We start from the raw sequence: 20,420 nt of genomic DNA, 5'->3' as shown, positions 1-20,420 counted from the left end.
TTGGGTGTCACGAATGATATGTCGGACAACAGCTGACCCAATGAAGCCTGCTCCACCGGTTACTAATATTTTCATTACAAATGTTACCTACGTTAATTTTTGTGCCATCAGATACACATGAATACTTTATGATTATTGTAGTTTATAGACTCACTCGAGCATCGTTAGACTCAAGAAGGCTTACTTAGAGCAATCAATATAAAATGATAAAAAACTCAATTAAGATTGAGAAGCATAACCGTCCTGAAAATGTTCAAAATCGGATTCTTGCCAAATAATCTGTCGCTTTAAACGCTCTTTATTAAATGAACGCAGAAGTCTATTTAGATTTTGATGCTTCCAGTCACCAGAAGTTTCAAAACGACACTTATCAAAATCGATAATCCATACCTTATCTTTGTCGTCGATCAAGATATTGTGGATATTCAAATCGGTATGGTTAACGCCAACCTGATGCATCTTGGCAATTTCTTGCCCTATTTTCTGATACATTTCTACCGATAAAGACTGTTCTTGCAAGATACTAACCAGATCTCTGGCGTTTGGGATTCGCTCACTTAATAAATCAGCTTGATAGAAGAATCCTGACTTTACGGCTCTTGCTGCAATAGGACGAGGAACGTGCACCCCAGCCTCAATTAGCGCCAACAAAAGCTGAAACTCTTGCGCACAACGGGTGTTATCCCAGCCAGAGAACCAATAATGATCGTTAACTAACTTCCCAAACAAACCGCCACGACGGTAATGACGTAGTGCCGCTTGCATGTTCTCTAGTTGGATAAACCATGTCGTGCCTCGCCCCGTCGCACTGCCAACCACCTTGTCGGAGGACTGCCAGTATTCCGCATCAAATATCGGTTGGCTAGGGTCTGTAATGATCTCGTCATCAAACCAGATCACTTGGTTGTTGTTTTTATACTGTTGAGTCATACGCTCACCCTCTAGCCTAAATACCGGCTGGCTAATATATACAACCAAGTAAATGCAGCAAACGCCAAAGCAACCATAACGGCAGCAGAGCCTATATCTTTAGCTCGACCACTGAGTTCATGCCGTTCAATACCGATACGATCAACCACTGCCTCAATCGCTGAGTTTACAAGCTCTACAATCAAGACTAATACCACGACCCCGATCATTAAGATACGCTCAACCATGCCGACATCCACTAGCCAAGCCAAAATCACGGCGATACTCAACAGAGCCAACTCTTGTCGAATGGCAGCTTCATGCTTAAAAGCCGCTTTTAATCCTTGGATCGAATAACCCGTCGCTTTAACGATGCGCTTTAGTCCGGTATTACCCGGCTTGCCAGATTCTTGTGATTGATGTGGTGTTGTCTTTGACATTGCAGAACACTTATCAGTACTTAGCTATATTCGAGCCGTGTATTTTACATTTATTGGGGATGTCTGCATAATTTACCTGCCTCTATTCATCGAATCAGACAATAATTATGTTCACTTCTGCCCCATCGTCACTATGCGTCTTGCGTTTGTCCGCTATCGGAGACGTTTGCAATACTATCGCCACAATTCAAGCTATTCAGAAACACTGGCCTTCGACCCAGATTACTTGGATAACGGGTAAACTTGAAGCCCAGTTATTAGCCGCCATCGATGGTGTAGAAGTGATTGTTTTTGATAAAAAAGCGGGACTTGATGGCTACAAATCACTTTGGCGACAGCTGAAAGGCAGAGAGTTTGATGCGCTATTGCATATGCAGTATGCGATTCGAGCGAGTGTCGCAACGTTGGGCATTAAAGCAAAATACAAACTTGGTTTCTCTTCTGATAGAAGCCAGGACTTTCAAACACTATTTACCAATGTCAAAGTGCCTTCCCCGCAATCTCTGCATGTCGCAGATGGCTTAATGGCCTTTGCCCATCAAATTGGGGTACCAAAGGCAGGACTAGACTGGGTACTTTCTTATTCAGACCACGACCAAGCTTGGGCAGAGTCTCATATTTCTCGTAGTAAACCTAACCTGCTGATTGTGCCTGGTGCGAGCAAAGCTTATAAAAACTGGAACGCGGAAGGTTATGTGGATGTGATTCATCACGCCAGAGCAAAAGGCTGGAACGTGATTCTGGCAGGCAGCCCTGCTCAGGTAGAATTGGATCTGGCAGAGGCCATTCAATCTCGCTTGGAAGAACCGTGTCTAAATTTAGTTGGACAAAGTTCAATTCTGCAAATGCTTGCGTTAATAGATAAGGTTGAAATGGTCATCGCCCCCGATACCGGACCAGCACACATGGCGAATGCAATGAAAACACCAATCATCGGGCTCTATGCACACCATAATCCGCTGCGAGTGGGACCTTACCGTTATCTAAAATACGTTGTCTCAGTGTATGAAGAAACGATCTTTGCGGAAACAGGTAAAAACAGTCACGAGTTAAGCTGGCGAACTCGCGCTAAAGATGAAACGGCAATGAACCGCATTACCAGCACTCAAGTAATGAGCATGTTCGATCAAGTCTTAGAAGATTTGTATCCTCAATACCAGTAAACTTACTGTCTTGATTTGTTAAGAAGGAAATGACCTTGTCCAAACCAACCTTAGCCGTTGCCTTAATTGTAAAAAATGAAGAGAAGCACTTACAAGCTTGTCTAGACACAGTAAAAGATTGGGTCGATGAGATTGTCCTTCTAGACTCGGGCAGCACTGATCGCACTGAAGAAATCGCCCGACAATACACAGATAAGTTTTACACCAACCTAGATTGGCCAGGATTCGGTAAACAGCGCCAACTGGCGCAGCAATACGTTACGGCAGACTACGTTTTGTGGCTTGATGCGGACGAACAAGTCACTCCAGAGCTAAGAGAAAGTATCTTACAAGCGGTATCAGCCAATAAGCCGAACGTTTTATACAAACTTAATCGACTAAGCTCAGCGTTTGGTAAGTTCATCTACCATTCTGGTTGGTCTCCAGACTGGATTGTGCGCTTATATCGCACCGAATATACTCAATATAATGATTCGCTCGTTCATGAAAAAGTTGATGAGAAAAACTATCAAACTGAAAAACTGGATGGTCGACTGCATCACTACACTTACGAGCACCTTCATCATTACATCAATAAAACCACTGGCTACCTCAAGGCCTGGACGGATGAACGTGAAGGTAAAAAGAAAGCGGGTTTAACGACCGCTATCGTTCACGCTCTTGCGAGCTTTTTGAAGATGTATGTGCTCAAACGAGGTTTCCTTGATGGCAAGCATGGCTTCATTCTAGCTTGGCTAAGCATGCACTCTACTTTTGTAAAATATATCGATCTCTACTTACGTGAACAGGCAAAAAAATCATGAAAACGACTTTAATTATCACCACTTACAACTGGAAAGAAGCATTAAAAGCGGTGTTAGAAAGCGTGAAACGTCAAACCGTTTTGCCTGACGAAGTAATTGTTGCAGATGATGGCTCTCGAGAAGACACCAAAGCAATGGTTGACCAAATGCGTGAAGGTTTTCCAGTTCCACTGATTCATAGTTGGCACGAGGATAATGGCTTTCAGCTTTCAATGAGCCGCAACCGTGCGATCGCCAAAGCATCAGGTGACTACCTCATCATGATTGATGGCGACATGGTGCTGTCCCAAACGTTTATTGAATCACATAAGCAAGTCGCAAAACCAAATTGGTTTGTGCAGGGTGGACGTGTGTTAACGGATGAAAGCTGCAGCAAGGCCATCATGGAAAACGGCTTAGTGCCTTCCATTTTCAGCAAAGGCATTCGTAATCGTAAAAACTGCATCACCAACGCCTTGCTATCGAAATGGTTCTCTTACGAGCGTAATAACGACAAAGCCACTCGCGGCTGCAACATGGCGTTTTGGCGACAAGATGTCATCGAGGTGAATGGCTTCAACCAAGATTTTGTTGGATGGGGACGCGAAGACAGCGAGTTTGTTCATCGCATGTTGAATGCGGGTAAGTCACGTCTTTACCTAAAATTCGCAGGTGTAGGCTACCACTTGTACCACGTAGAAAACTCTCGTGCGTCACTCGGACAAAATGACGAGATTTTAGAAAACACCATTAAAAACAAGCTTAAACGCTGTAAGAATGGTGTTGATCAATTTCTAGAAGCTTAAGATTATAAAAAGGGGCGTTTCGCCCCTTTTTTATTGTTGCTGAGATAAAGCGAAGTACTTATCGGCAACCATCAATGAGATCAAACGCTCTTTACGTTTATCTTTGAACTGCTCAACCCACTGGTGCGCATTTTCAATGATCGCTAATGCTTCTTGCTCATTCGCTAGGTAATAATCCATCTTTTCGGGCAAATCCGAATAGTCATCCTTCACTTCAACATAGTGGACGCCTGCCTCTAACTTACCTTCCATAAACCAAGTCTCATATTTTGGCTTTGACATAATAACCAAGGAGTTAGACGACATAGCCCACTTAAGGTTGGTGGCCACATCATTGCCTTCTATACAGAGCAAAAACTTATACTGCAGTTGCTCTTCAATACTCATAAAGCCCTTTTCCCATGGTTCCCCTTCTACCGGGCGGGTCTGGCCAATATTGCATTGCGGATGGTTGTAAAACGCATGAATCACCTTTTTACGATGCGGCTGAAAACCCACGCCGCGCCACGCTACCATGTCCTTTTTATCTTGATAGCGAACAGGATCATCAATAAATTTAAAATGACGAACTTGATTAAGTTTCAACACCACTGAATTTTGGTTGTTACCAAAAATAGGGCGGCTTTTTATAAAGCTCGGTACATTGGGGATGTGTGTAACATCGCCGTTGATGTAGTTAAACGCAAAACTGGAAGGGAAATAGCGTACAACTTGGCGAAGATCGAAAAAATACGTCCAGCCTTTCGTTTTTTTGAATGTATCGATGGTCGAGTAATTTTGTTCTCGGCTATCGACTGAAAACGGCGTTTCACACTTATTGTAATAGTTCACTCGCTCAAGACAGCGGTGCTGCTCTGCTTCGGTCAGATTCGAAAGTAAACGCTTGGCTTGTGCTCGATATACAAAGCGAGGGATAAGTATCGAGAGAGCGTTTGAGAAATAATAAGGGAACTTACTGTCTTTCATTCAGTTTTTCCCCAATCGCGATGGCTACTGGCTTGGGAACGAATTGTTCGATACTTCCGCCATGAATCGCTACTTCTCTCACGATAGTCGACGATAAAAACGCAAACTCTTCTTCAGGAGTTAAAAATACGCTCTCAATTCCTGGTAATAGCTTTCGGTACATGTTGGTCAGTCCAAACTCGTATTCAAAGTCTACCGTTGTTCGTAAACCACGAATAAGAACCTTAGCTTTCTCATCTCTCGCGAAATCCACTAATAACCCAGAGAACCCCTTTACCGTCACACCAGGTAAATGCGCTACAACGTCCTGCATCAGTGCAACGCGCTCTTCCAATGAAAACATGGTGTTCTTCGATGGGCTTGCGGCTACGCCAATCACAACCTCATCAAACATTTCGTGAGTACGTTCTATTAGATTGAGGTGACCATTAGTCACTGGATCAAAAGTGCCCGGATAAATGACTTTCATATAATTTACTAAGTTATTCGAAACTGATTGAATTATTGAGGCTCGAGCGCAAGATTACAACAACTTAAGCTCGATAATAGCTCGACTTACTTCTGACACTCACTACAAAAGAAGGTATTACGTTGGCCAATCTTTAGCTCTTGAAGTCGTTCGCCGCACTCTGGGCATAGCTCTCCTGCTTTTCCGTAAACCAATAACTCTTGTGCAAAGTAACCCGGCTTTCCATCGGCTTGCGCAAAGTCTTTCAGCGTAGTCCCACCTTGCGTAATGGCAATCTCAAGTGTCATTTTGATATTTTCAACAAGTAACCCCCACTCTTGAGAAGTCAACTTACCTGCGGGCCTTGAAGGGTGAATTCGAGATTTAAACAACGACTCATTCGCGTAGATGTTCCCAACACCAACCACGACTTTGTTGTCCATGATGAACTGCTTGACAGCGACACGCTTATTTTTAGCTTTCTCCGCTACATATTCCGCATTGAACTCTTCAGTTAAAGGCTCAGGCCCCATGTTTGCTAGCACAGCATGTGACTCGCCAGGAGCACACCACAGCCATGCCCCAAAACGACGCGGATCGTTATAACGCAGTATTTTTCCACTGCTTAGTTTGAGATCCACATGATCGTGCTTTGCTGGCGGAAAGTCGGCGTCTAGAACACGTAAAGACCCCGACATGCCCAAGTGAACAATGGCTGTACCCGTGTTTGTCTCGATCAGTAAGTATTTCGCACGACGACTAATCGCACGGATCACCTGCCCTTCCAATTTTTTAAGCTCTGTAGGAATATCCCAGCGCAATTTAGGCGTTCGAAAAGTAAACGACTGGATCGTTTGTCCAACCATGTGGGGGCTAATCCCCATACGGCTCACTTCAACTTCTGGCAACTCAGGCATTAGATTCTCCAATTCACCGGCTAATAGTTCTCGCTGCTAGCATAATCGAAAAGAAAAACGATAAATAGGGAAGCTTATTAGGGGTATAGACGCAAAAAGGCTTTACTCTGGCATAAGGTAGTTTTCATCAACGGAGATAGCTACCCATTTGTCTTGCCAGGTTTTAAATAGCCAAAAATCAGGTAAACGAAAGAAAGTCACCCGCTGCGGCTCTTCGAGATCCTGATACCAGACTTCTACCGTTTCAGGTACCGCTAGGTTAGGTTTTAAATGGTCGTACTGTTCTGAGGTAAGCTCGGTCCCTTCCAATGATTGCCAGCGTGATACAAGCTCACTGATCGGTGCATCAACTTTGATGTTGGATTGCCACCGTCCATCATGCAGCTCGAACTCCCAGCCACTATAGTACAAAGACTCCACCGTATAGTCGGAGCGAAGTACATTTGGGTAAGGGTCTGCTTGGGCTGTTAATAGGTAAGTTTTGATCCACATCGGCGCATTTAAGATCACTATAAACGCGATAATGCCCAGAATAAGAATATTGTTCCATCGGCGGCGACGAGCCGGACTCACACGCATAACCATCTCTACTCTCTTATAGTTATGAGTAAATTACCAAAGAGTATTGAGCTTGACTAGAACAACGGTGTGCAAGTGTGTAGGGAAGTGGTAACTAAGCGGCAGAGAGCGATCAATCAAAAATTCGAGTATAGAGTCGGACCAATAAAATGACGTTAGCAGTGCCTTATAACCCGATGACGTACTGAACACTTTTCTTCAGCATTTTTATTCAGGTAATAAAAAACCCAACTCGAAAGTTGGGTTTTTCAATTCATCAAAGAGACTGAAACCAATTATTTGATTTTTGCTTCTTTGTACATAACGTGCTGGCGAACTACTGGATCAAACTTTTTGATCTCAAATTTGCCTGGCATGTTACGCTTGTTCTTATCAGTTGTGTAGAAGTGGCCTGTACCTGCAGAAGATACTAGACGGATTTTCTCACGAACGCCTTTCTTTGCCATTGCTTATTTCCTCTTAAACGTTTTCGCCACGTGCACGCATGTCTGCAAGAACAGTATCAATACCTTTCTTGTCGATGATGCGCATACCTTTAGCAGATAGACGTAGTTTAACAAAACGTTTTTCGCTCTCTACCCAGAAACGATGAGTTTGTAGGTTCGGCAGAAAACGACGCTTAGTAGCATTTCGTGCGTGTGAACGGTTGTTACCCGTTACTGGACGCTTACCAGTTACTTGGCATACTCGTGACATGAATGTCTTCTCCAAAATCGTTTCAGCTCGATATCAACCTTGGTGGCCGAACCTCTCTATCTCTCGAAAAGAAGTTAGAGGTTAAGAACCGCTATGGAAAATCCATACAAGGCTATCAAAGGTCGCGCATTATACTAACTTGATATGCATTGCTCAAGACCCGAACAGATCCTTTTTACAGGTTTTCGTGATCTTTTTTTAGACAGCAGATTTTTTTAGCAGTCCAAGCTGAATTCAGTTAAAAATTTAGTGGCGTGGATGATAGCAGATTTTTAGCAACTAACAACCTAAAAAACGCACAGTTATATCCAGCCTCTTTCAGCAAAAGAGACACTTTCCCCATCTCCGATGACGAAATGGTCCAAAATACGAATATCCACCAATGCTAATGCGTCGATGAGACGCCTTGTAATCCTTCTGTCAGCTTGGCTCGGCTCAGCAACCCCTGAAGGATGATTGTGCGCCAAAATCAAAGCCGCCGCGTTATGATGCAGAGCACGCTTGACGACTTCTCTCGGATACACCGACGCTGCATCCAACGTTCCTTCAAATAAAATTTCATCTTTTATCACTCGGTGCTGGTTATCGAGAAAAAGAATATAAAAAGCCTCTCTTTGCCGATCCCTCAAAATAGAAGACAGATATAACTTAGTTTGGTCGGGGCTGGTTAAGGCATCACCACGCTTTAGCGTCTCCGCCAAGTAACGTTGTGTCATTTCTAGTACAGCTTGCAATTGAACATACTTGGCTTGCCCTAATCCTTTGTGACGACAAAACTCTTCTTCTGATGCTGAAAATAGTTGTCTGAGCGAACCAAAGTCTTGAATAAGGAAGTCTGCAAGCTCAATCACGTTCATTCCTCGGGTGCCTGTGCGCAAGAAGATGGCCAGTAGCTCAGCATCGGTCAAAGCTTGCGGCCCTCGTTGCAGTAGCTTCTCTCTGGGCATGGACTCATTTGGCAAAGCTTTCAGTATCATCTGATGTCTCTTTATATGGAAAGTGTCCCTATTCCACAAAACAAAAAGCGAAAGTCGAGTATGACTTTCGCTTTCTTCGTGCCATCAGTGCTTTCCATGCAACTTAACAGTTCATCAGAGTTTAAAGTTGCCAACCAAGCCGTGAATTTCCGTTCCAGACTGTGATAGCTGCGTGCTGATTGACTCGGCATGCTGCAACGTCTCATTAATGTTGTTCACGATCTGTTGAATAGCCACTAAGTTTTGGTTGATGTCTTCTGCAACCGCACTTTGTTCTTCTGCGGCAGACGCGGTTTGAATACCCATATCTCGAATTGTTCCGATAGAATGATGAACACCAGAAAGAGATTGCTGAATGAGCGCGGACTCTTCCGCCGTTTTTACACCTCGTTTTTGGCTCACCGACATCGTACTGACCGCTCTTGATACACCATTTTGTAGCTGCTTGAGCATGTCGCCAATTTCATGAGTACTATTTTGTGTACGACTGGCTAACGAGCGCACTTCATCCGCAACGACGGCAAACCCTCGACCTTGCTCACCGGCTCTAGCCGCTTCAATCGCCGCATTTAGGGCCAACAAATTCGTTTGCTCGGCTATCTCGCCAATCACATCCAGCACTTTGGTTATTTTTTCGGTCTGTAAACTCAACTCAGAAATTGCATCTGACGTGCTGTCTATCTCCGTCACGAGTTCGGTAATGCCTTCTATTGCTTGCTCGACCTCATGCTGAGCGGCGGTGACTTGACTGTTGGCATCGTCAATTGCCTGCGCGGTCGCATTAGTATTGCTGGCTACTTCTTTGGCAGTCATGCTCATTTGCGTCACTGCCGTCACGACTTTGTCCGTCTCTAAACAGTGATCCTGCATTTGACCGCTCGCTTGGCTGGTCTGAGTGTTCAGGCTTTGGGAAACGGTCTGTACTGTCGTCGCAGAGCGATGAATGTCCTGCATCAGTGGATGCAGCTTATCCATAAACTCATTAAACGCCGCCGCCACTTCACCGACTTCATCCTGACTTTCGACTTTTAAACGAGCCGTTAAGTCACCGCCGCCTGCGGCAACATCTTTTAATGAAGCCGCGACATGTTGTAATGGCTGAATGCCTTTAGACACCACGATACTGGTGAGAACACTGGTAATGATCAATCCAATAGCGGAAATCAACACGGCAGATAATGTATGCTCTTTTAGCTCTTGAGTCTTTAACTCTCTGTGCATCGCAACTTGCTGGTCGATGTCATCAATATAAACGCCAGTACCTAAAACCCAGTCCCATTTCGATAGATATTCTGCATAGCCCAACTTAGGCGCTTGTGCGTCAATGGTCGGTTTGTGCCACGAGAAATAGAGGAACCCATCCCCTTTTTGAGAAGCGTCAATCAAGCCCGCAATAACTGCGACCCCATTTTCATCTTTTAAGTCGTAAAGGTTTTTACCCTCTAATGCAGGTTTGATGGCGTGCAACGTATTCACACCTTGAGAGTCGTAGGCAAAAAAGTAGCCATCGCTTTCAAAGCGCATGGCTTTCAGAATTTCTTTTGCTGCCTCTTTATTACTTCCATTTACATCCGTGTCGTATAACGGTTTTATCGCCGTCACGCCCATCATCATATAGGCTTGTAACTCTTTCTTTTTCGTTTCGATGAGCTCTTGCCTGTCTCTTGCCAGCTCCGCTTCCAAACTTTTACTGCTGTTGATGTAATACACCACTGAGATCAACGTGGTGATCAACAACAGCGGAATTAGGGTTATCAGCAGCAATTTGTTTCGACTTTTCAACACCATGGTTTCCACTACCTCTTTTTCTTTTCAGACTTGCAAACTCCGCGCAACTTGTCTGTGAGGTAGGCGAGAATTTTCCCTTCCTCGGTCAGATTAATACTCTGGAGTTTGATGTGAATTATCTTCTCGTTATATATGCTCGGGCGGTCAGACTTTGAATTGTGTTAAAATCCGGTCATCAAATTGGAGATCTCACATGCAAACACTAGCAGGAAAGAAAATTCTACTCGGCATCAGTGGCGGTATTGCCGCGTATAAATGTGCGGAGCTAACCCGTCGCCTCATAGAGAGAGGAGCGCAAGTTCAAGTTGTAATGACGAAAGCCGCAAAAGAGTTCATTACCCCTTTAACCATGCAAGCCGTTTCGGGCCGTCCTGTCTCGGACAGTTTACTAGACCCAGCAGCGGAAGCCTCTATGGGTCATATTGAATTGGCCAAATGGGCAGATTTAGTGCTATTAGCGCCAGCGACCGCGGACTTAATCGCACGCATGTCCGCAGGCATGGGGAACGATTTACTTACTACGCTCGTGCTCGCGACGGATTCCCCTGTTGCTGTTTCTCCTGCGATGAATCAACAGATGTATCGCAATATCGCAACCCAAGAGAACATCGCTACGTTAGCGCGTCGTGGTATGCACATCTGGGGCCCTGCGGCAGGAGAGCAAGCCTGTGGTGATGTAGGACCAGGTCGAATGCTGGAACCAATGCAGCTAGTACATCTATGTGAACAGTTCTTTCAACCAAAATTGCTAGAAGGTAAGTCGATACTCATTACCGCCGGACCAACTCGCGAAGCGATTGATCCAGTGCGTTACATTACTAACCATAGCTCTGGGAAAATGGGCTATGCATTGGCGAGCGCCGCAGCGCAGATGGGAGCAAAAGTCACCCTCGTGAGCGGTCCTGTCAGTTTAAATACGCCCGTAGGTGTTGAGCGCATAAATGTTTCCAGCGCACAAGAGATGCAAGAAGCCGTTATGACACATGCAAACCAGCATGATGCCTTTATTAGCTGCGCTGCCGTTGCCGACTACCGCCCACAAACGATCGCGTCTCAAAAGTTGAAAAAGACAGAAGACAACGACGAAATGGTCATTAATATGGTTAAAAATCCTGATATTGTTGCATCTGTGGCAGCAATGACGGAGAAGCGTCCGTTTACCGTCGGTTTTGCGGCTGAAACCAATGATGTAGAGACATACGCTCGAGGCAAGTTAACAAAGAAAAACCTCGATATGATCTGTGCAAACGACGTTTCGGTTGCAGGGCAAGGATTTAATAGCAACGACAACGCAATTACCCTTTACTGGCCTGAAGGTGAACTTGCGCTCGCTTTAGAATCAAAAGAAGCATTGAGCTTTAAAATTCTCGAAAAAATGCATCAATTGATGTAACTAACGTTTGAAAACCCTGCCAATTTTTTACAAAAGCTGGCATAAATTTGGTACAAAAATGACAACTAAGGGTGTTAAATCTCCCATTCCACCCTTAGTGGTCTAGTTTGAGGCGAAATAGCGTCTTATAATCCCCTCCGCTCAACTTTGTATTTTGAAAGGAAGTAACTAATGGCCGGCAGTAAAAAATCCAACCGTCGTGAAGAGATCTTACAAGCATTGGCAGAAATGCTTGAATCAACAGATGGCGCTTCACGCATTACTACGGCAAAACTGGCCAAGCAAGTCGGCGTTTCAGAAGCCGCGCTGTATCGTCATTTCCCAAGTAAAGCGCGCATGTTCGAAGGGTTGATTGAGTTCATTGAAGAAGCCTTGATGACACGCATCAACCGTATTCTAGACGACGAAAAAGATACACTAGAGCGTATTCGTATGGTGATGCACCTTATTTTGGCGTTCTCTGAACGTAACCCAGGTCTGACACGCATTTTGTCGGGTCATGCTCTAATGTTTGAAAATGAACGTCTACGTGAACGCATCAATCAACTCTTTGAGCGTATAGAAACACAATTGCGCCAAATCCTGCGTGAACGTAAGATTCGTGAAGGGAAGTCTTTCCCTGTCGAAGAGCGCATCCTAGCCGCGCAAATTCTGGGACAAGTTGAGGGGAGCCTAAACCGCTTTGTGCGTAGCGACTTTAAATACCAGCCGACTGCAAACTTTGATGAGTACTGGGCGCTTTTGAGTGCACAAATAAAGTAAAAGACTATGAGTAAAGACAAATACACGCAGCCCGAGTTTTCTCTTTCACTTCTTCACCCTCGTAACTGGGGCGTATGGCTTGGTTTTGGTCTGTTGGCCATCCTCGTCAATATTCTTCCTTATCGGCTGCTGCTTTCATTAGGTCGTTCACTCGGTAAATTTGGCATGCGCTACGGTAAAAAGCGTGTCCACGTTGCTCAGCGTAACTTAGAATTGGCCTTTCCAGACAAAACACCTGAAGAGATTCAACATATTGTTGAAGAGAACTTCAAAAATACCGGTATGGCACTGATAGAAACCGGAATCACTTGGTTCTGGCCGACTTGGCGCTTTAAAAACCTGATCGTCGAGAAAGATCTCGGCGCACTGCGTGAAAAAGCCAAAGAAGGTAAAGGCGTCCTACTTTGTTGTGTCCATGCTCTTAATCTAGAGATCACTGCGCGTGCTTTCGCCGTGTTAGGCGTGGCCGGGTACGGCGCGTTTCGTCCGCATAATAATCCTGCTTATAACTTTATCCAGTATTGGGGACGGACACATAACGGCAATAAACTGATTGATCGTAAAGATGTAAAAAAGATGATTCGTGTTTTACGCAGCGGTGAGCGTCTGTTCTATTTACCGGATCACGATTACGGTCGCAAAAAATCAGTATTTGTGCCCTTCTTTGCCGTAGACGATGCGTGTACGACAACAGGCACGAGCATTCTGGCGTATACCTCAAAATGTGCGATCATCCCAGGCTCAGGGTTTCGCAATGACGAAGGAAAATACGACATCATCGCCGATAAGTGCATTGAAGCCGACTATCCACAAAAAGACGAAGTCGCCGCTGCCGCTTATATGAACAAGTATGTGGAAGAAGTCATTCTACGCGCTCCAGAGCAATGGATGTGGCTCCATAAACGCTATAAAACCATGCAAGATGAGCATGTCGAGAAAGGCATTCGCTATAAGTAAGTGGTCACGGCGATAAATCCAAAAACAAAAAAGGGCAGATGAATATCCATCTGCCCTTTTTACTTTTTCAGAAAAAGTAACCAATTAAATGCCGTATTCTGCGCGGTACGCTTTAACTGCTTCTAGATGCTCTTTGTCTGTGCCTTTCTCTTCAAGGAAAGTCACAAGGTCAGTCAGGCTAACGATTGAGATGATTGCACAACCAAAGTCACGCTCCACTTCTTGGATCGCAGACAACTCACCTTTGCCTTTTTCTTGGCGGTCAATCGCAACCAACACACCAGCAAGGTCTGCGCCATTTGCTTGAATTATTTCCATCGATTCACGAATCGCAGTACCTGCTGTGATTACGTCATCCACTAGCATTATTCGACCTTCAAGCGCAGAGCCTACAAGGTTACCGCCTTCGCCGTGATCTTTCGCTTCTTTACGGTTGAAGCAGTAAGGCGTGTCGATATCGTGGTGATCCGCCAGCGCGACTGCTGTTGTCGTCGCGATTGGGATACCTTTGTACGCCGGGCCAAACAGTACATCAAACTCAATGCCAGAGTCAGCGAGCGCGGCTGCGTAAAAACGACCAAGACGCGCTAGGTCACGACCAGTATTGAAAAGACCAGCGTTAAAGAAGTACGGGCTTTTACGGCCAGATTTCAAAGTAAACTCACCAAACTTAAGAACTTCTTTCTCAAGTGCAAACTCAATAAATTCACGCTGGTATGCTTTCATTATTTCCTCTCTATGTCCTTGGTTTCTTGTGTCTCTTCTCGACAATCAATCATTTCTCTATTGTCGAGATAAAAAAATAGCCCCCATAATGGGAGCTATCTAAATCAATTGGCTAACGCCGCCTTCTGCGCTGCGACAATTTCCGTAATGCCGACTTTCGCCGACTCGAGCAATGCCATCAGCTGTTCGTGACTGAACGGTTCACCTTCTGCGGTGCCCTGAATTTCAATCATCTTGCCTTCTTCGGTCATTACTACGTTCATGTCTGTGTCTGCCGCTGAATCTTCAACGTATTCAAGATCACACAATACTTCGTCGCCTAGTAAGCCGACAGAAACTGCCGCTACGTGGCCTTTCATTGGGTTTGCTTTTAGCTTGCCGCTATCTACTAGGTGTTGGAACGCATCGGCCATTGCAACACTTGCGCCGCTAATGGATGCAGTACGCGTACCACCGTCTGCTTGGATAACGTCACAGTCAACGGTGATCATGAACTCACCCATGGCTTTTAGATCGACAACAGCACGTAGGCTTCGCGCGATAAGACGCTGAATTTCCATCGTACGGCCGCCTTGTTTGCCACTTGCCGCTTCACGACGAGTACGAGAATGTGTTGCTCGAGGTAGCATGCCGTATTCAGCTGTAACCCAGCCTTTACCTTGACCTTTTAGCCAACGTGGCACAGATTCTTCGACGGTCGCATTACACAACACTTTGGTGTTACCGAACTCAACTAGCACTGACCCTTCAGCGTAAGCTGTGTAGTTACGAGTAATTTTGATAGGGCGAACTTGATCCGCCTTGCGATCGTTTGGACGCATGGGCATCTACCTTAAATATGAGGAGAAGACGATTTGGTTGGGCGAAGATTATAACGGAATCGATTCCGGATTCATAGGTTACGCATCTGGCACAACATAAACAATCCATACATGCCGCGCACCTATCGACGCAGCGTGATACACTCTTGAAGTAATTTTCAAAAAATGAAGACAGGAAAATTCGATGATTTACAGTATGACAGCGTATGCACGCAAAGAAGTAAAAGGCGATTGGGGTTCTGCGGTATGGGAAATCCGCAGCGTGAACCAGCGTTATTTAGAAACATACTTCCGCATGCCAGAGCAATTTCGCGGGTTAGAGCCCGTTTTACGTGAGCGTTTTCGTAAGCGCTTAGCGCGAGGCAAAGTAGAATGTAATCTACGTTTTGAAGCAAACCCTGCCGCAAAAGGTGAGCTTAGCATCAATGAAGCGCTTGCTAGCCAGGTAATTAAAGCCGCTGAACAAGTCATGCACATGACTGGTGAACTGAGCCGAATCAATCCATTTCAAGTCATGCAATGGCCGGGGGTAATGGAAACGCCAGAGCAAGACATGGATGCGGTAAATAAAGTGCTACTAGAAGCGTTTGATGGCGCAATGGATGAATTTATTGAAGCGCGCGCTCGTGAAGGCGAGAACATGAAGGCGCTGATTGAACAGCGTTTGAACTCCATTTCTGCAGAAGTCGTAAAAGTGCGTGCGCGCATGCCAGAAATTTTAGAATGGCAACGTGAGCGTCTGTTCTCTAAATTTGAAGATGCGAAAGTAGAGCTAGACCCATCTCGCGTTGAGCAAGAGCTTATCCTTCTGGCACAGAAATCAGACGTAGCAGAAGAGCTAGACCGTCTTGATTCTCACGTAAAAGAAACCACAAACATTCTGAAAAAAGGCGGCGCAGTGGGTCGTCGTCTAGATTTCATGATGCAAGAGTTCAACCGTGAATCGAACACGCTAGCGTCGAAATCCATCAGCACCGACATCACCGCATCGGGCGTTGAACTGAAAGTTCTAATTGAACAGATGCGTGAGCAGATCCAAAACATTGAATGATCTAAAAGTCATCGAGTATTGAAACAAAAAAGCCCCGCTAATACGGGGTTTTCTTTTATTCGTCTTTTTCCAAGGTACTGTTATCAACGTAGGGCCAATAATGGTGCCCAATTCTGATCAGCAAAGTAGCCGCAGCCAAAATAAACGCAGCCAGAGATAACCACACAACCAAAACTGCATCCAGCTCTTTCATTCCGAGTGTGATGTAGCGGGCGATGGCCATCATCGCGATGTAGATAGGATAGCGTACCGGAATTTTACCGTTCATCACGAACTGCTGCACCATGGCGAGCACTTCCAGATAGATAAACATCAACAGAATATCCGTGAGTAAGACACGCTTCTCTACAAATACGTGCACAAACTCTTGCATCATGGCGTACAACGTCGCCAAGGTAATAGAGACTAATAACACCGCCTCCAAAATATGGAAGATTTTCAGGAAAGGTCGACTAAAGGATTTCGGTAAATTCGACGGCATGGTCCATTATCCAAACAAAGAAAATAGGCCTTGAGTTTAGCATGCAACGATCTTCAATCAATCAGAATAAACATCAGTGCAAATCGACTCCAAGTCCTGGCATTTGCTTATAAAAACGCTCCGCTTATTTGGCGGAGCGCTTTTGTGTTATAGGACCTGTGGCATCACTTACGCCACTTGCTGCTTTTTTTCAGCTACGCGCTTTTTCTTCCGATATTTAGGGTGAGTGATCGGAATCGCAGATAGGAGTTTTTTGGTGTATTCGTTTTGCGGGTTTGCATAAATTTCTTTAGCACTGCCTGCTTCTACCACTTTACCAAAATACATCACGGCAACTTTGTCAGAAACATGTTTCACCACCGAGAGATCGTGAGAGATAAATATGATCGCCAAGTTCATTTCTTGTTGCAGCTGTAGCAATAGGTTCAAGATTTGCGCCTGTACCGACACATCTAACGCAGATACCGATTCATCACAAATCAGCAATTTAGGCTTCAATGCAATCGCGCGAGCGATACCGATACGCTGCCGTTGTCCGCCTGAAAATTCATGTGGATAACGGTTTACTGCCGTTTCTGGTAATCCCACTTTGATTAAAAGCTCTTTTACCCATTGTTTACGCTCTGTTGGCGTGCCAATTTTATGAATAACAAACGGTTCTTCCAGAATCATACCGATGGTATGACGCTGATTGAGTGACTCCATTGGGTCTTGAAAGACGATTTGCATGTCTTTACGCAGCGAGCGCATCTCTTTAACAGACAATTTAGTGATGTCTTTACCTTCAAAGAAAATCTTACCTTCTGTTGGCTCGTATAACTTTAAGATCGTGCGACCAAGAGTGCTTTTACCACAACCTGACTCACCAACTAGCCCCAGTGTTTCACCTTCAGAAACAGACAGTGAAACCCCGTCTACCGCTTTGATGGTGTAGCCTTTCTTGAACAGCCCTTTACCAGAAACAAAGTGCTGCTTAAGATTTTCAATTCTTAATACTTCTTTTGCCATAACATCCTCTTTTATGACTGGTTCACTTTGCTCAGTTAACTGGCAAACATACTGGCATCAATAGGCTTGATATCGATCATCTGCTTTGGCTCATTATCTAAGCTCGGCATCAACCCCATCAAACGCTCTGTGTATGGGTGCTGCGGGTTATCAAACAACTCAAAAATTTCTGCTTTTTCGACAATACGCCCACCATACATCACGGCAACATCATCACACACTTCTGCCACAACCCCGAGGTCGTGAGTGATGAAGATCATTGCCATGCCTGTTTCTTCCTGAAGCTCGTTCATCAGTTCAAGGATAGACGCCTGAACCGTAACATCCAACGCTGTAGTCGGTTCATCACAAATCAGAATATCCGGCTTACAGGCCAATGCCATCGCGATCATGACACGCTGGCGCATACCACCAGATAGGTTATGGGGATACTCATTCAATCGCTTCTCTGGCATTGGAATTTTTACTTTTGCCAGCATTTCAATCGAGTACGCCTCCCGCTCCTTTTTGTCGAGCTCAGGTCGATGGAGCTCAAGCACTTCACATATTTGACGACCAATGGTATGCACTGGGTTAAGCGCCGTCATTGGGTCTTGGAAGATGATCGAAATGCGATCGCCACGCATGGCGTACATCTCTTCCGCAGGCAAATCAACTAGGTTGGTGCCGCGATAATTCACTTCACCTTTAATGATGTTGCCATATGGCTTAGGTAATAGCCCCATGATCGACATTGAGGTTACGCTCTTACCACTACCTGACTCTCCCACCAGACCGAGTGTACGTCCAGCTCTCACATCAAAGTTCACACCATGCAGAACCTTCACTGGCCCATCATCGGTGGTAAATTCAACTTCGAGATCTTTAACACTTAGGATTACATCGTTTTCCATAACCAATCCTTACAGCTTATAAGTGTCATCTACGACAACAACAGGTTCAAAAGCTTTGCCTGACTTCATCGCTTGTTTCGTTTCTTTTTTGATATCACCATCAATCCAGTAAGTGCCATCGCCTATGATTGAACCACTGAACAGCGCCTCTGTCATGCGATTCATTGGCTTATCTGGAAACTTTAACCAGCGCCAGTGACCATAGCGGACATAAGGAACCATGTAGCCTGGGACGATAACGTGAGCATCAATGATGTCACGCTGAATCTCATGACCTAGCTGGATCTTTTTATCCATATCCATGCCAAAACGATACTCGATGATCTTTTCATCCAGTTCTGGCGTGCTGTAGTTTGTGAAAGAGTTAGTTTGCGGCTTGTTCGCATTGACTGAATGGAAGTACTCCCAATACGTTGGGATCTCAGACGTACCCATATCTAAGAAAGCCAAATCGTGCTTTTTCTCACGTACGTATTTGAACATGGATGAGCCATCAACTAACTTGAGCTCAATATCCAGCCCTGCTAGCTTGGCTTGCTCACGCAAAAAGGCAATACGAGGAGTATGAACAGGTGTTCCGTAGGTCAGCTCGAAGCTTAAGCGCTCACCTTTATCATTGACACGAATACCATCAGAACCAATTTTGTTAAAGCCTGCGGCTTCGAATGCCTCGGCCGCTTTTGCGGGATCAAACTTCGGTGCCTTAGCATCTGGTAGGGTGTATTTACCATGACCATAACCGGTCGGGTTCGGTTTACGGGAGTAATCGCCACGCATGACATTCTCTATCATGCCATCAAAGTCAATCGCGTAAGTAATGCCCTTGCGAATGTTTAAATCATCCAGCAAAGGCATCGCGGTGTTCATCCATACACCACCAGCCCCAACTGGGAATTGGTTGTAACCCCAGAACTTTTGAATGTATCCCTTTTGGTAAGGTTCCGTATTCGATTTATCATGCCATAAGCTTGGTAAAACAAGACCAAATGCGTCCAGCTTCCCTTTCTCAAAGTGCTTCATCGCGATATCACTGTCGCGAATCACTGTGATGCGGATTTTGTCGACATTATAGCGATGTTGATAATACTTATTGCTGTAACCCCACCAGTCTTCACCGACATGCTTGTAGGTAACACTTTTACCTTTTTTAATGTCATCTAGGTAGTATGCACTGGTCGTTGGTTCACTTTTAAAATTGTAGTAGCGGACAAAGTTGTCATGTATACCGTCACCATTTTCATCTTTTGAAGGGTTAGCATAAAAATGTGCGGGACGTGGGCGCAGAGCCCCCATTCGTAACAGCAATTCTTCCGGATTGAACTCTTTCGCCGCCTTAACAGCAAACGTGTGAGTGTCGTACTTGATAACATCCGCAATCGTTTTGTTGTAGTAATCGTTGTACCAAGGTTCCAAGATGTCTTTGGAACGATAAAACTTCAGCATGAACACGAAATCGGCGGCAGTCACAGGTTTGCCGTCCGACCATTTGGCTTCAGGGTTGAGTTTAAAATAGACCGTTTTGTTGTCACCTGCTAACGCCCACTCGTTAGCAAGCTCAGGTATGAACTCTAAAGTATCTGGGTGGCGGACCACCAAGCCTGGTGTTTCATCTAAGATAAAAGAACGTAGCCCTGCATTAGCATCTGGGCCAACACTACGTAACGTCTGCGGGAAACTTGACATAAAGGTGCGATAAGTCCCTCCACGTTTCGCTTCTGGCGAACCATATTGAGGCTCATCCCAGTTTGTTTGCCAGTTTAAGTCAGTCGGAAGCGTTGCTGACATTGCACCAAAACTCAGGGCGCTCAGCGTGGACGCTAAAAATAATTTCTTCATAAAACTTCCCTTTTTTATGTT

The 20,420-nt window shown here is 45.1% G+C and carries 24 protein-coding genes; 7 read left to right on the top strand and 17 right to left on the bottom strand.

Features of this window, described 5'->3' with window-relative positions; all coding sequences use genetic code 11:
- The 3 genes from R7Q48_RS22360 to R7Q48_RS22350 form a co-directional block, all read right to left on the bottom strand.
- Positions 1–75: NAD-dependent epimerase/dehydratase family protein (locus R7Q48_RS22360; RefSeq protein WP_139060373.1), on the bottom strand; the 75-nt coding region annotated here is incomplete at its 3' end.
- Positions 76–219: 144 nt separating this feature from the next.
- Positions 220–930, bottom strand: coding sequence for a 3-deoxy-D-manno-octulosonic acid kinase (locus R7Q48_RS22355; RefSeq protein WP_182038444.1), 711 nt, complete (start codon positions 928–930; stop codon positions 220–222).
- 11 nt (positions 931–941) lie between these two features.
- Positions 942–1,349: a diacylglycerol kinase gene (locus tag R7Q48_RS22350; protein WP_005395798.1), complete on the bottom strand. Its 408-nt coding sequence runs from the start codon at positions 1,347–1,349 to the stop codon at positions 942–944.
- A gap of 107 nt (positions 1,350–1,456) precedes the next feature.
- On the opposite strand from R7Q48_RS22350, the gene R7Q48_RS22345 reads away from it, so the two are divergent.
- Genes R7Q48_RS22345 through R7Q48_RS22335 form a run of 3 tightly spaced genes read left to right on the top strand, consistent with a single transcriptional unit; the run spans position 1,457 to position 4,100 of the window.
- Positions 1,457–2,512: a glycosyltransferase family 9 protein gene (locus R7Q48_RS22345; protein ID WP_005384789.1), complete on the top strand. Its 1,056-nt coding sequence runs from the start codon at positions 1,457–1,459 to the stop codon at positions 2,510–2,512.
- 35 nt (positions 2,513–2,547) lie between these two features.
- Positions 2,548–3,315 (top strand): glycosyltransferase family 2 protein, encoded by a 768-nt coding sequence (locus tag R7Q48_RS22340; RefSeq protein ID WP_137281653.1) that lies wholly within the window; start codon positions 2,548–2,550, stop codon positions 3,313–3,315.
- On the top strand, positions 3,312–4,100 hold the full coding sequence (locus R7Q48_RS22335; protein WP_137281652.1) for a glycosyltransferase family 2 protein: 789 nt from the start codon (positions 3,312–3,314) through the stop codon (positions 4,098–4,100). Before R7Q48_RS22340 ends, R7Q48_RS22335 begins: the two co-directional genes overlap by 4 nt.
- A 30-nt stretch (positions 4,101–4,130) precedes the next feature.
- Here the strand turns inward: R7Q48_RS22335 and R7Q48_RS22330 are convergent, their stop codons facing one another.
- The 8 genes from R7Q48_RS22330 to R7Q48_RS22295 form a co-directional block, all read right to left on the bottom strand.
- Positions 4,131–5,066, bottom strand: coding sequence for a glycosyl transferase family 90 (locus tag R7Q48_RS22330; RefSeq protein ID WP_138939695.1), 936 nt, complete (start codon positions 5,064–5,066; stop codon positions 4,131–4,133).
- Positions 5,053–5,535 (bottom strand): pantetheine-phosphate adenylyltransferase, encoded by a 483-nt coding sequence (gene coaD / locus R7Q48_RS22325; protein WP_005379411.1) that lies wholly within the window; start codon positions 5,533–5,535, stop codon positions 5,053–5,055. Before coaD ends, R7Q48_RS22330 begins: the two co-directional genes overlap by 14 nt.
- Before the next feature lie 86 nt (positions 5,536–5,621).
- Entirely contained in the window at positions 5,622–6,431 is an 810-nt protein-coding gene (gene mutM, locus R7Q48_RS22320) for a bifunctional DNA-formamidopyrimidine glycosylase/DNA-(apurinic or apyrimidinic site) lyase (protein ID WP_138939694.1), read from the bottom strand.
- A gap of 102 nt (positions 6,432–6,533) precedes the next feature.
- A complete protein-coding gene (locus R7Q48_RS22315) occupies positions 6,534–7,010 on the bottom strand; it encodes a hypothetical protein (RefSeq protein ID WP_047103885.1) in 477 nt (158 codons plus the stop codon).
- A 275-nt stretch (positions 7,011–7,285) separates the two neighbouring features.
- Positions 7,286–7,456, bottom strand: coding sequence for a 50S ribosomal protein L33 (rpmG, locus tag R7Q48_RS22310; protein WP_004410866.1), 171 nt, complete (start codon positions 7,454–7,456; stop codon positions 7,286–7,288).
- 13 nt (positions 7,457–7,469) lie between these two features.
- Positions 7,470–7,706, bottom strand: a complete 237-nt coding sequence (gene rpmB, locus R7Q48_RS22305; protein ID WP_005384783.1) for a 50S ribosomal protein L28 — start codon at positions 7,704–7,706, stop codon at positions 7,470–7,472.
- A 302-nt stretch (positions 7,707–8,008) separates the two neighbouring features.
- Positions 8,009–8,683, bottom strand: a complete 675-nt coding sequence (gene radC / locus R7Q48_RS22300; protein WP_017820707.1) for a RadC family protein — start codon at positions 8,681–8,683, stop codon at positions 8,009–8,011.
- Positions 8,684–8,797: 114 nt separating this feature from the next.
- Positions 8,798–10,471 carry a methyl-accepting chemotaxis protein gene (locus R7Q48_RS22295; protein WP_033905951.1) on the bottom strand — a complete coding sequence of 558 codons (1,674 nt, stop codon included), beginning with the start codon at positions 10,469–10,471 and terminating at the stop codon, positions 8,798–8,800.
- A 193-nt stretch (positions 10,472–10,664) separates the two neighbouring features.
- Here R7Q48_RS22295 and coaBC point away from each other — a divergent pair, with 193 nt between their 5' ends.
- From coaBC to R7Q48_RS22280, 3 genes are all read left to right on the top strand, one after another.
- Positions 10,665–11,864 (top strand): bifunctional phosphopantothenoylcysteine decarboxylase/phosphopantothenate--cysteine ligase CoaBC, encoded by a 1,200-nt coding sequence (gene coaBC / locus R7Q48_RS22290; protein ID WP_213892578.1) that lies wholly within the window; start codon positions 10,665–10,667, stop codon positions 11,862–11,864.
- A gap of 171 nt (positions 11,865–12,035) precedes the next feature.
- Positions 12,036–12,626, top strand: coding sequence for a nucleoid occlusion factor SlmA (gene slmA / locus R7Q48_RS22285; RefSeq protein WP_005379386.1), 591 nt, complete (start codon positions 12,036–12,038; stop codon positions 12,624–12,626).
- Positions 12,627–12,632: 6 nt separating this feature from the next.
- Positions 12,633–13,583 (top strand): Kdo(2)-lipid IV(A) acyltransferase, encoded by a 951-nt coding sequence (locus R7Q48_RS22280; RefSeq protein ID WP_005384779.1) that lies wholly within the window; start codon positions 12,633–12,635, stop codon positions 13,581–13,583.
- Positions 13,584–13,667: 84 nt separating this feature from the next.
- Here R7Q48_RS22280 and pyrE read toward each other — a convergent pair whose 3' ends face one another.
- Positions 13,668–14,309 carry an orotate phosphoribosyltransferase gene (pyrE, locus tag R7Q48_RS22275; protein WP_005379384.1) on the bottom strand — a complete coding sequence of 214 codons (642 nt, stop codon included), beginning with the start codon at positions 14,307–14,309 and terminating at the stop codon, positions 13,668–13,670.
- Between the two features lie 104 nt (positions 14,310–14,413).
- A complete protein-coding gene (gene rph, locus R7Q48_RS22270) occupies positions 14,414–15,130 on the bottom strand; it encodes a ribonuclease PH (RefSeq protein WP_031780917.1) in 717 nt (238 codons plus the stop codon).
- Positions 15,131–15,314: 184 nt separating this feature from the next.
- Here rph and R7Q48_RS22265 point away from each other — a divergent pair, with 184 nt between their 5' ends.
- The gene (locus R7Q48_RS22265; RefSeq protein WP_053303395.1) at positions 15,315–16,181 is read left to right on the top strand and encodes a YicC/YloC family endoribonuclease; all 867 of its coding nucleotides are present in this window, start codon (positions 15,315–15,317) and stop codon (positions 16,179–16,181) included.
- 55 nt (positions 16,182–16,236) lie between these two features.
- Here R7Q48_RS22265 and R7Q48_RS22260 read toward each other — a convergent pair whose 3' ends face one another.
- From R7Q48_RS22260 to R7Q48_RS22245, 4 genes are all read right to left on the bottom strand, one after another.
- The gene (locus tag R7Q48_RS22260) at positions 16,237–16,662 is read right to left on the bottom strand and encodes a phosphate-starvation-inducible protein PsiE (RefSeq protein ID WP_025768316.1); all 426 of its coding nucleotides are present in this window, start codon (positions 16,660–16,662) and stop codon (positions 16,237–16,239) included.
- Positions 16,663–16,830: 168 nt separating this feature from the next.
- Complete coding sequence (locus R7Q48_RS22255) at positions 16,831–17,670, bottom strand: ABC transporter ATP-binding protein (protein ID WP_005379372.1); 840 nt, start codon at positions 17,668–17,670, stop codon at positions 16,831–16,833.
- Between the two features lie 35 nt (positions 17,671–17,705).
- Complete coding sequence (locus R7Q48_RS22250) at positions 17,706–18,563, bottom strand: ABC transporter ATP-binding protein (protein WP_005379371.1); 858 nt, start codon at positions 18,561–18,563, stop codon at positions 17,706–17,708.
- 9 nt (positions 18,564–18,572) lie between these two features.
- Positions 18,573–20,399, bottom strand: a complete 1,827-nt coding sequence (locus R7Q48_RS22245) for an extracellular solute-binding protein (protein WP_318132442.1) — start codon at positions 20,397–20,399, stop codon at positions 18,573–18,575.
- Positions 20,400–20,420 lie beyond the last annotated feature (21 nt).

The sequence above is a fragment of the Vibrio sp. 378 genome (genome assembly GCF_033339435.1).
This window is presented reverse-complemented; position numbering and strand designations above follow the sequence as displayed.

What these genes read in the sequence shown, in the direction of transcription:
- R7Q48_RS22355 (WP_182038444.1), bottom strand. Translation starts at nt 930, where the DNA reads ATGACTCAACAGTATAAAAACAACAACCAAGTGATCTGGTTTGATGAC.
- R7Q48_RS22350 (WP_005395798.1), bottom strand. Translation starts at nt 1,349, where the DNA reads ATGTCAAAGACAACACCACATCAATCACAAGAATCTGGCAAGCCGGGT.
- R7Q48_RS22345 (WP_005384789.1), top strand. Translation starts at nt 1,457, where the DNA reads ATGTTCACTTCTGCCCCATCGTCACTATGCGTCTTGCGTTTGTCCGCT.
- R7Q48_RS22335 (WP_137281652.1), top strand. Translation starts at nt 3,312, where the DNA reads ATGAAAACGACTTTAATTATCACCACTTACAACTGGAAAGAAGCATTA.
- R7Q48_RS22330 (WP_138939695.1), bottom strand. Translation starts at nt 5,066, where the DNA reads ATGAAAGACAGTAAGTTCCCTTATTATTTCTCAAACGCTCTCTCGATA.
- coaD (WP_005379411.1), bottom strand. Translation starts at nt 5,535, where the DNA reads ATGAAAGTCATTTATCCGGGCACTTTTGATCCAGTGACTAATGGTCAC.
- mutM (WP_138939694.1), bottom strand. Translation starts at nt 6,431, where the DNA reads ATGCCTGAGTTGCCAGAAGTTGAAGTGAGCCGTATGGGGATTAGCCCC.
- R7Q48_RS22315 (WP_047103885.1), bottom strand. Translation starts at nt 7,010, where the DNA reads ATGCGTGTGAGTCCGGCTCGTCGCCGCCGATGGAACAATATTCTTATT.
- rpmG (WP_004410866.1), bottom strand. Translation starts at nt 7,456, where the DNA reads ATGGCAAAGAAAGGCGTTCGTGAGAAAATCCGTCTAGTATCTTCTGCA.
- rpmB (WP_005384783.1), bottom strand. Translation starts at nt 7,706, where the DNA reads ATGTCACGAGTATGCCAAGTAACTGGTAAGCGTCCAGTAACGGGTAAC.
- radC (WP_017820707.1), bottom strand. Translation starts at nt 8,683, where the DNA reads ATGATACTGAAAGCTTTGCCAAATGAGTCCATGCCCAGAGAGAAGCTA.
- R7Q48_RS22295 (WP_033905951.1), bottom strand. Translation starts at nt 10,471, where the DNA reads ATGGTGTTGAAAAGTCGAAACAAATTGCTGCTGATAACCCTAATTCCG.
- coaBC (WP_213892578.1), top strand. Translation starts at nt 10,665, where the DNA reads ATGCAAACACTAGCAGGAAAGAAAATTCTACTCGGCATCAGTGGCGGT.
- slmA (WP_005379386.1), top strand. Translation starts at nt 12,036, where the DNA reads ATGGCCGGCAGTAAAAAATCCAACCGTCGTGAAGAGATCTTACAAGCA.
- R7Q48_RS22280 (WP_005384779.1), top strand. Translation starts at nt 12,633, where the DNA reads ATGAGTAAAGACAAATACACGCAGCCCGAGTTTTCTCTTTCACTTCTT.
- pyrE (WP_005379384.1), bottom strand. Translation starts at nt 14,309, where the DNA reads ATGAAAGCATACCAGCGTGAATTTATTGAGTTTGCACTTGAGAAAGAA.
- rph (WP_031780917.1), bottom strand. Translation starts at nt 15,130, where the DNA reads ATGCGTCCAAACGATCGCAAGGCGGATCAAGTTCGCCCTATCAAAATT.
- R7Q48_RS22265 (WP_053303395.1), top strand. Translation starts at nt 15,315, where the DNA reads ATGATTTACAGTATGACAGCGTATGCACGCAAAGAAGTAAAAGGCGAT.
- R7Q48_RS22260 (WP_025768316.1), bottom strand. Translation starts at nt 16,662, where the DNA reads ATGCCGTCGAATTTACCGAAATCCTTTAGTCGACCTTTCCTGAAAATC.
- R7Q48_RS22255 (WP_005379372.1), bottom strand. Translation starts at nt 17,670, where the DNA reads ATGGCAAAAGAAGTATTAAGAATTGAAAATCTTAAGCAGCACTTTGTT.
- R7Q48_RS22250 (WP_005379371.1), bottom strand. Translation starts at nt 18,563, where the DNA reads ATGGAAAACGATGTAATCCTAAGTGTTAAAGATCTCGAAGTTGAATTT.
- R7Q48_RS22245 (WP_318132442.1), bottom strand. Translation starts at nt 20,399, where the DNA reads ATGAAGAAATTATTTTTAGCGTCCACGCTGAGCGCCCTGAGTTTTGGT.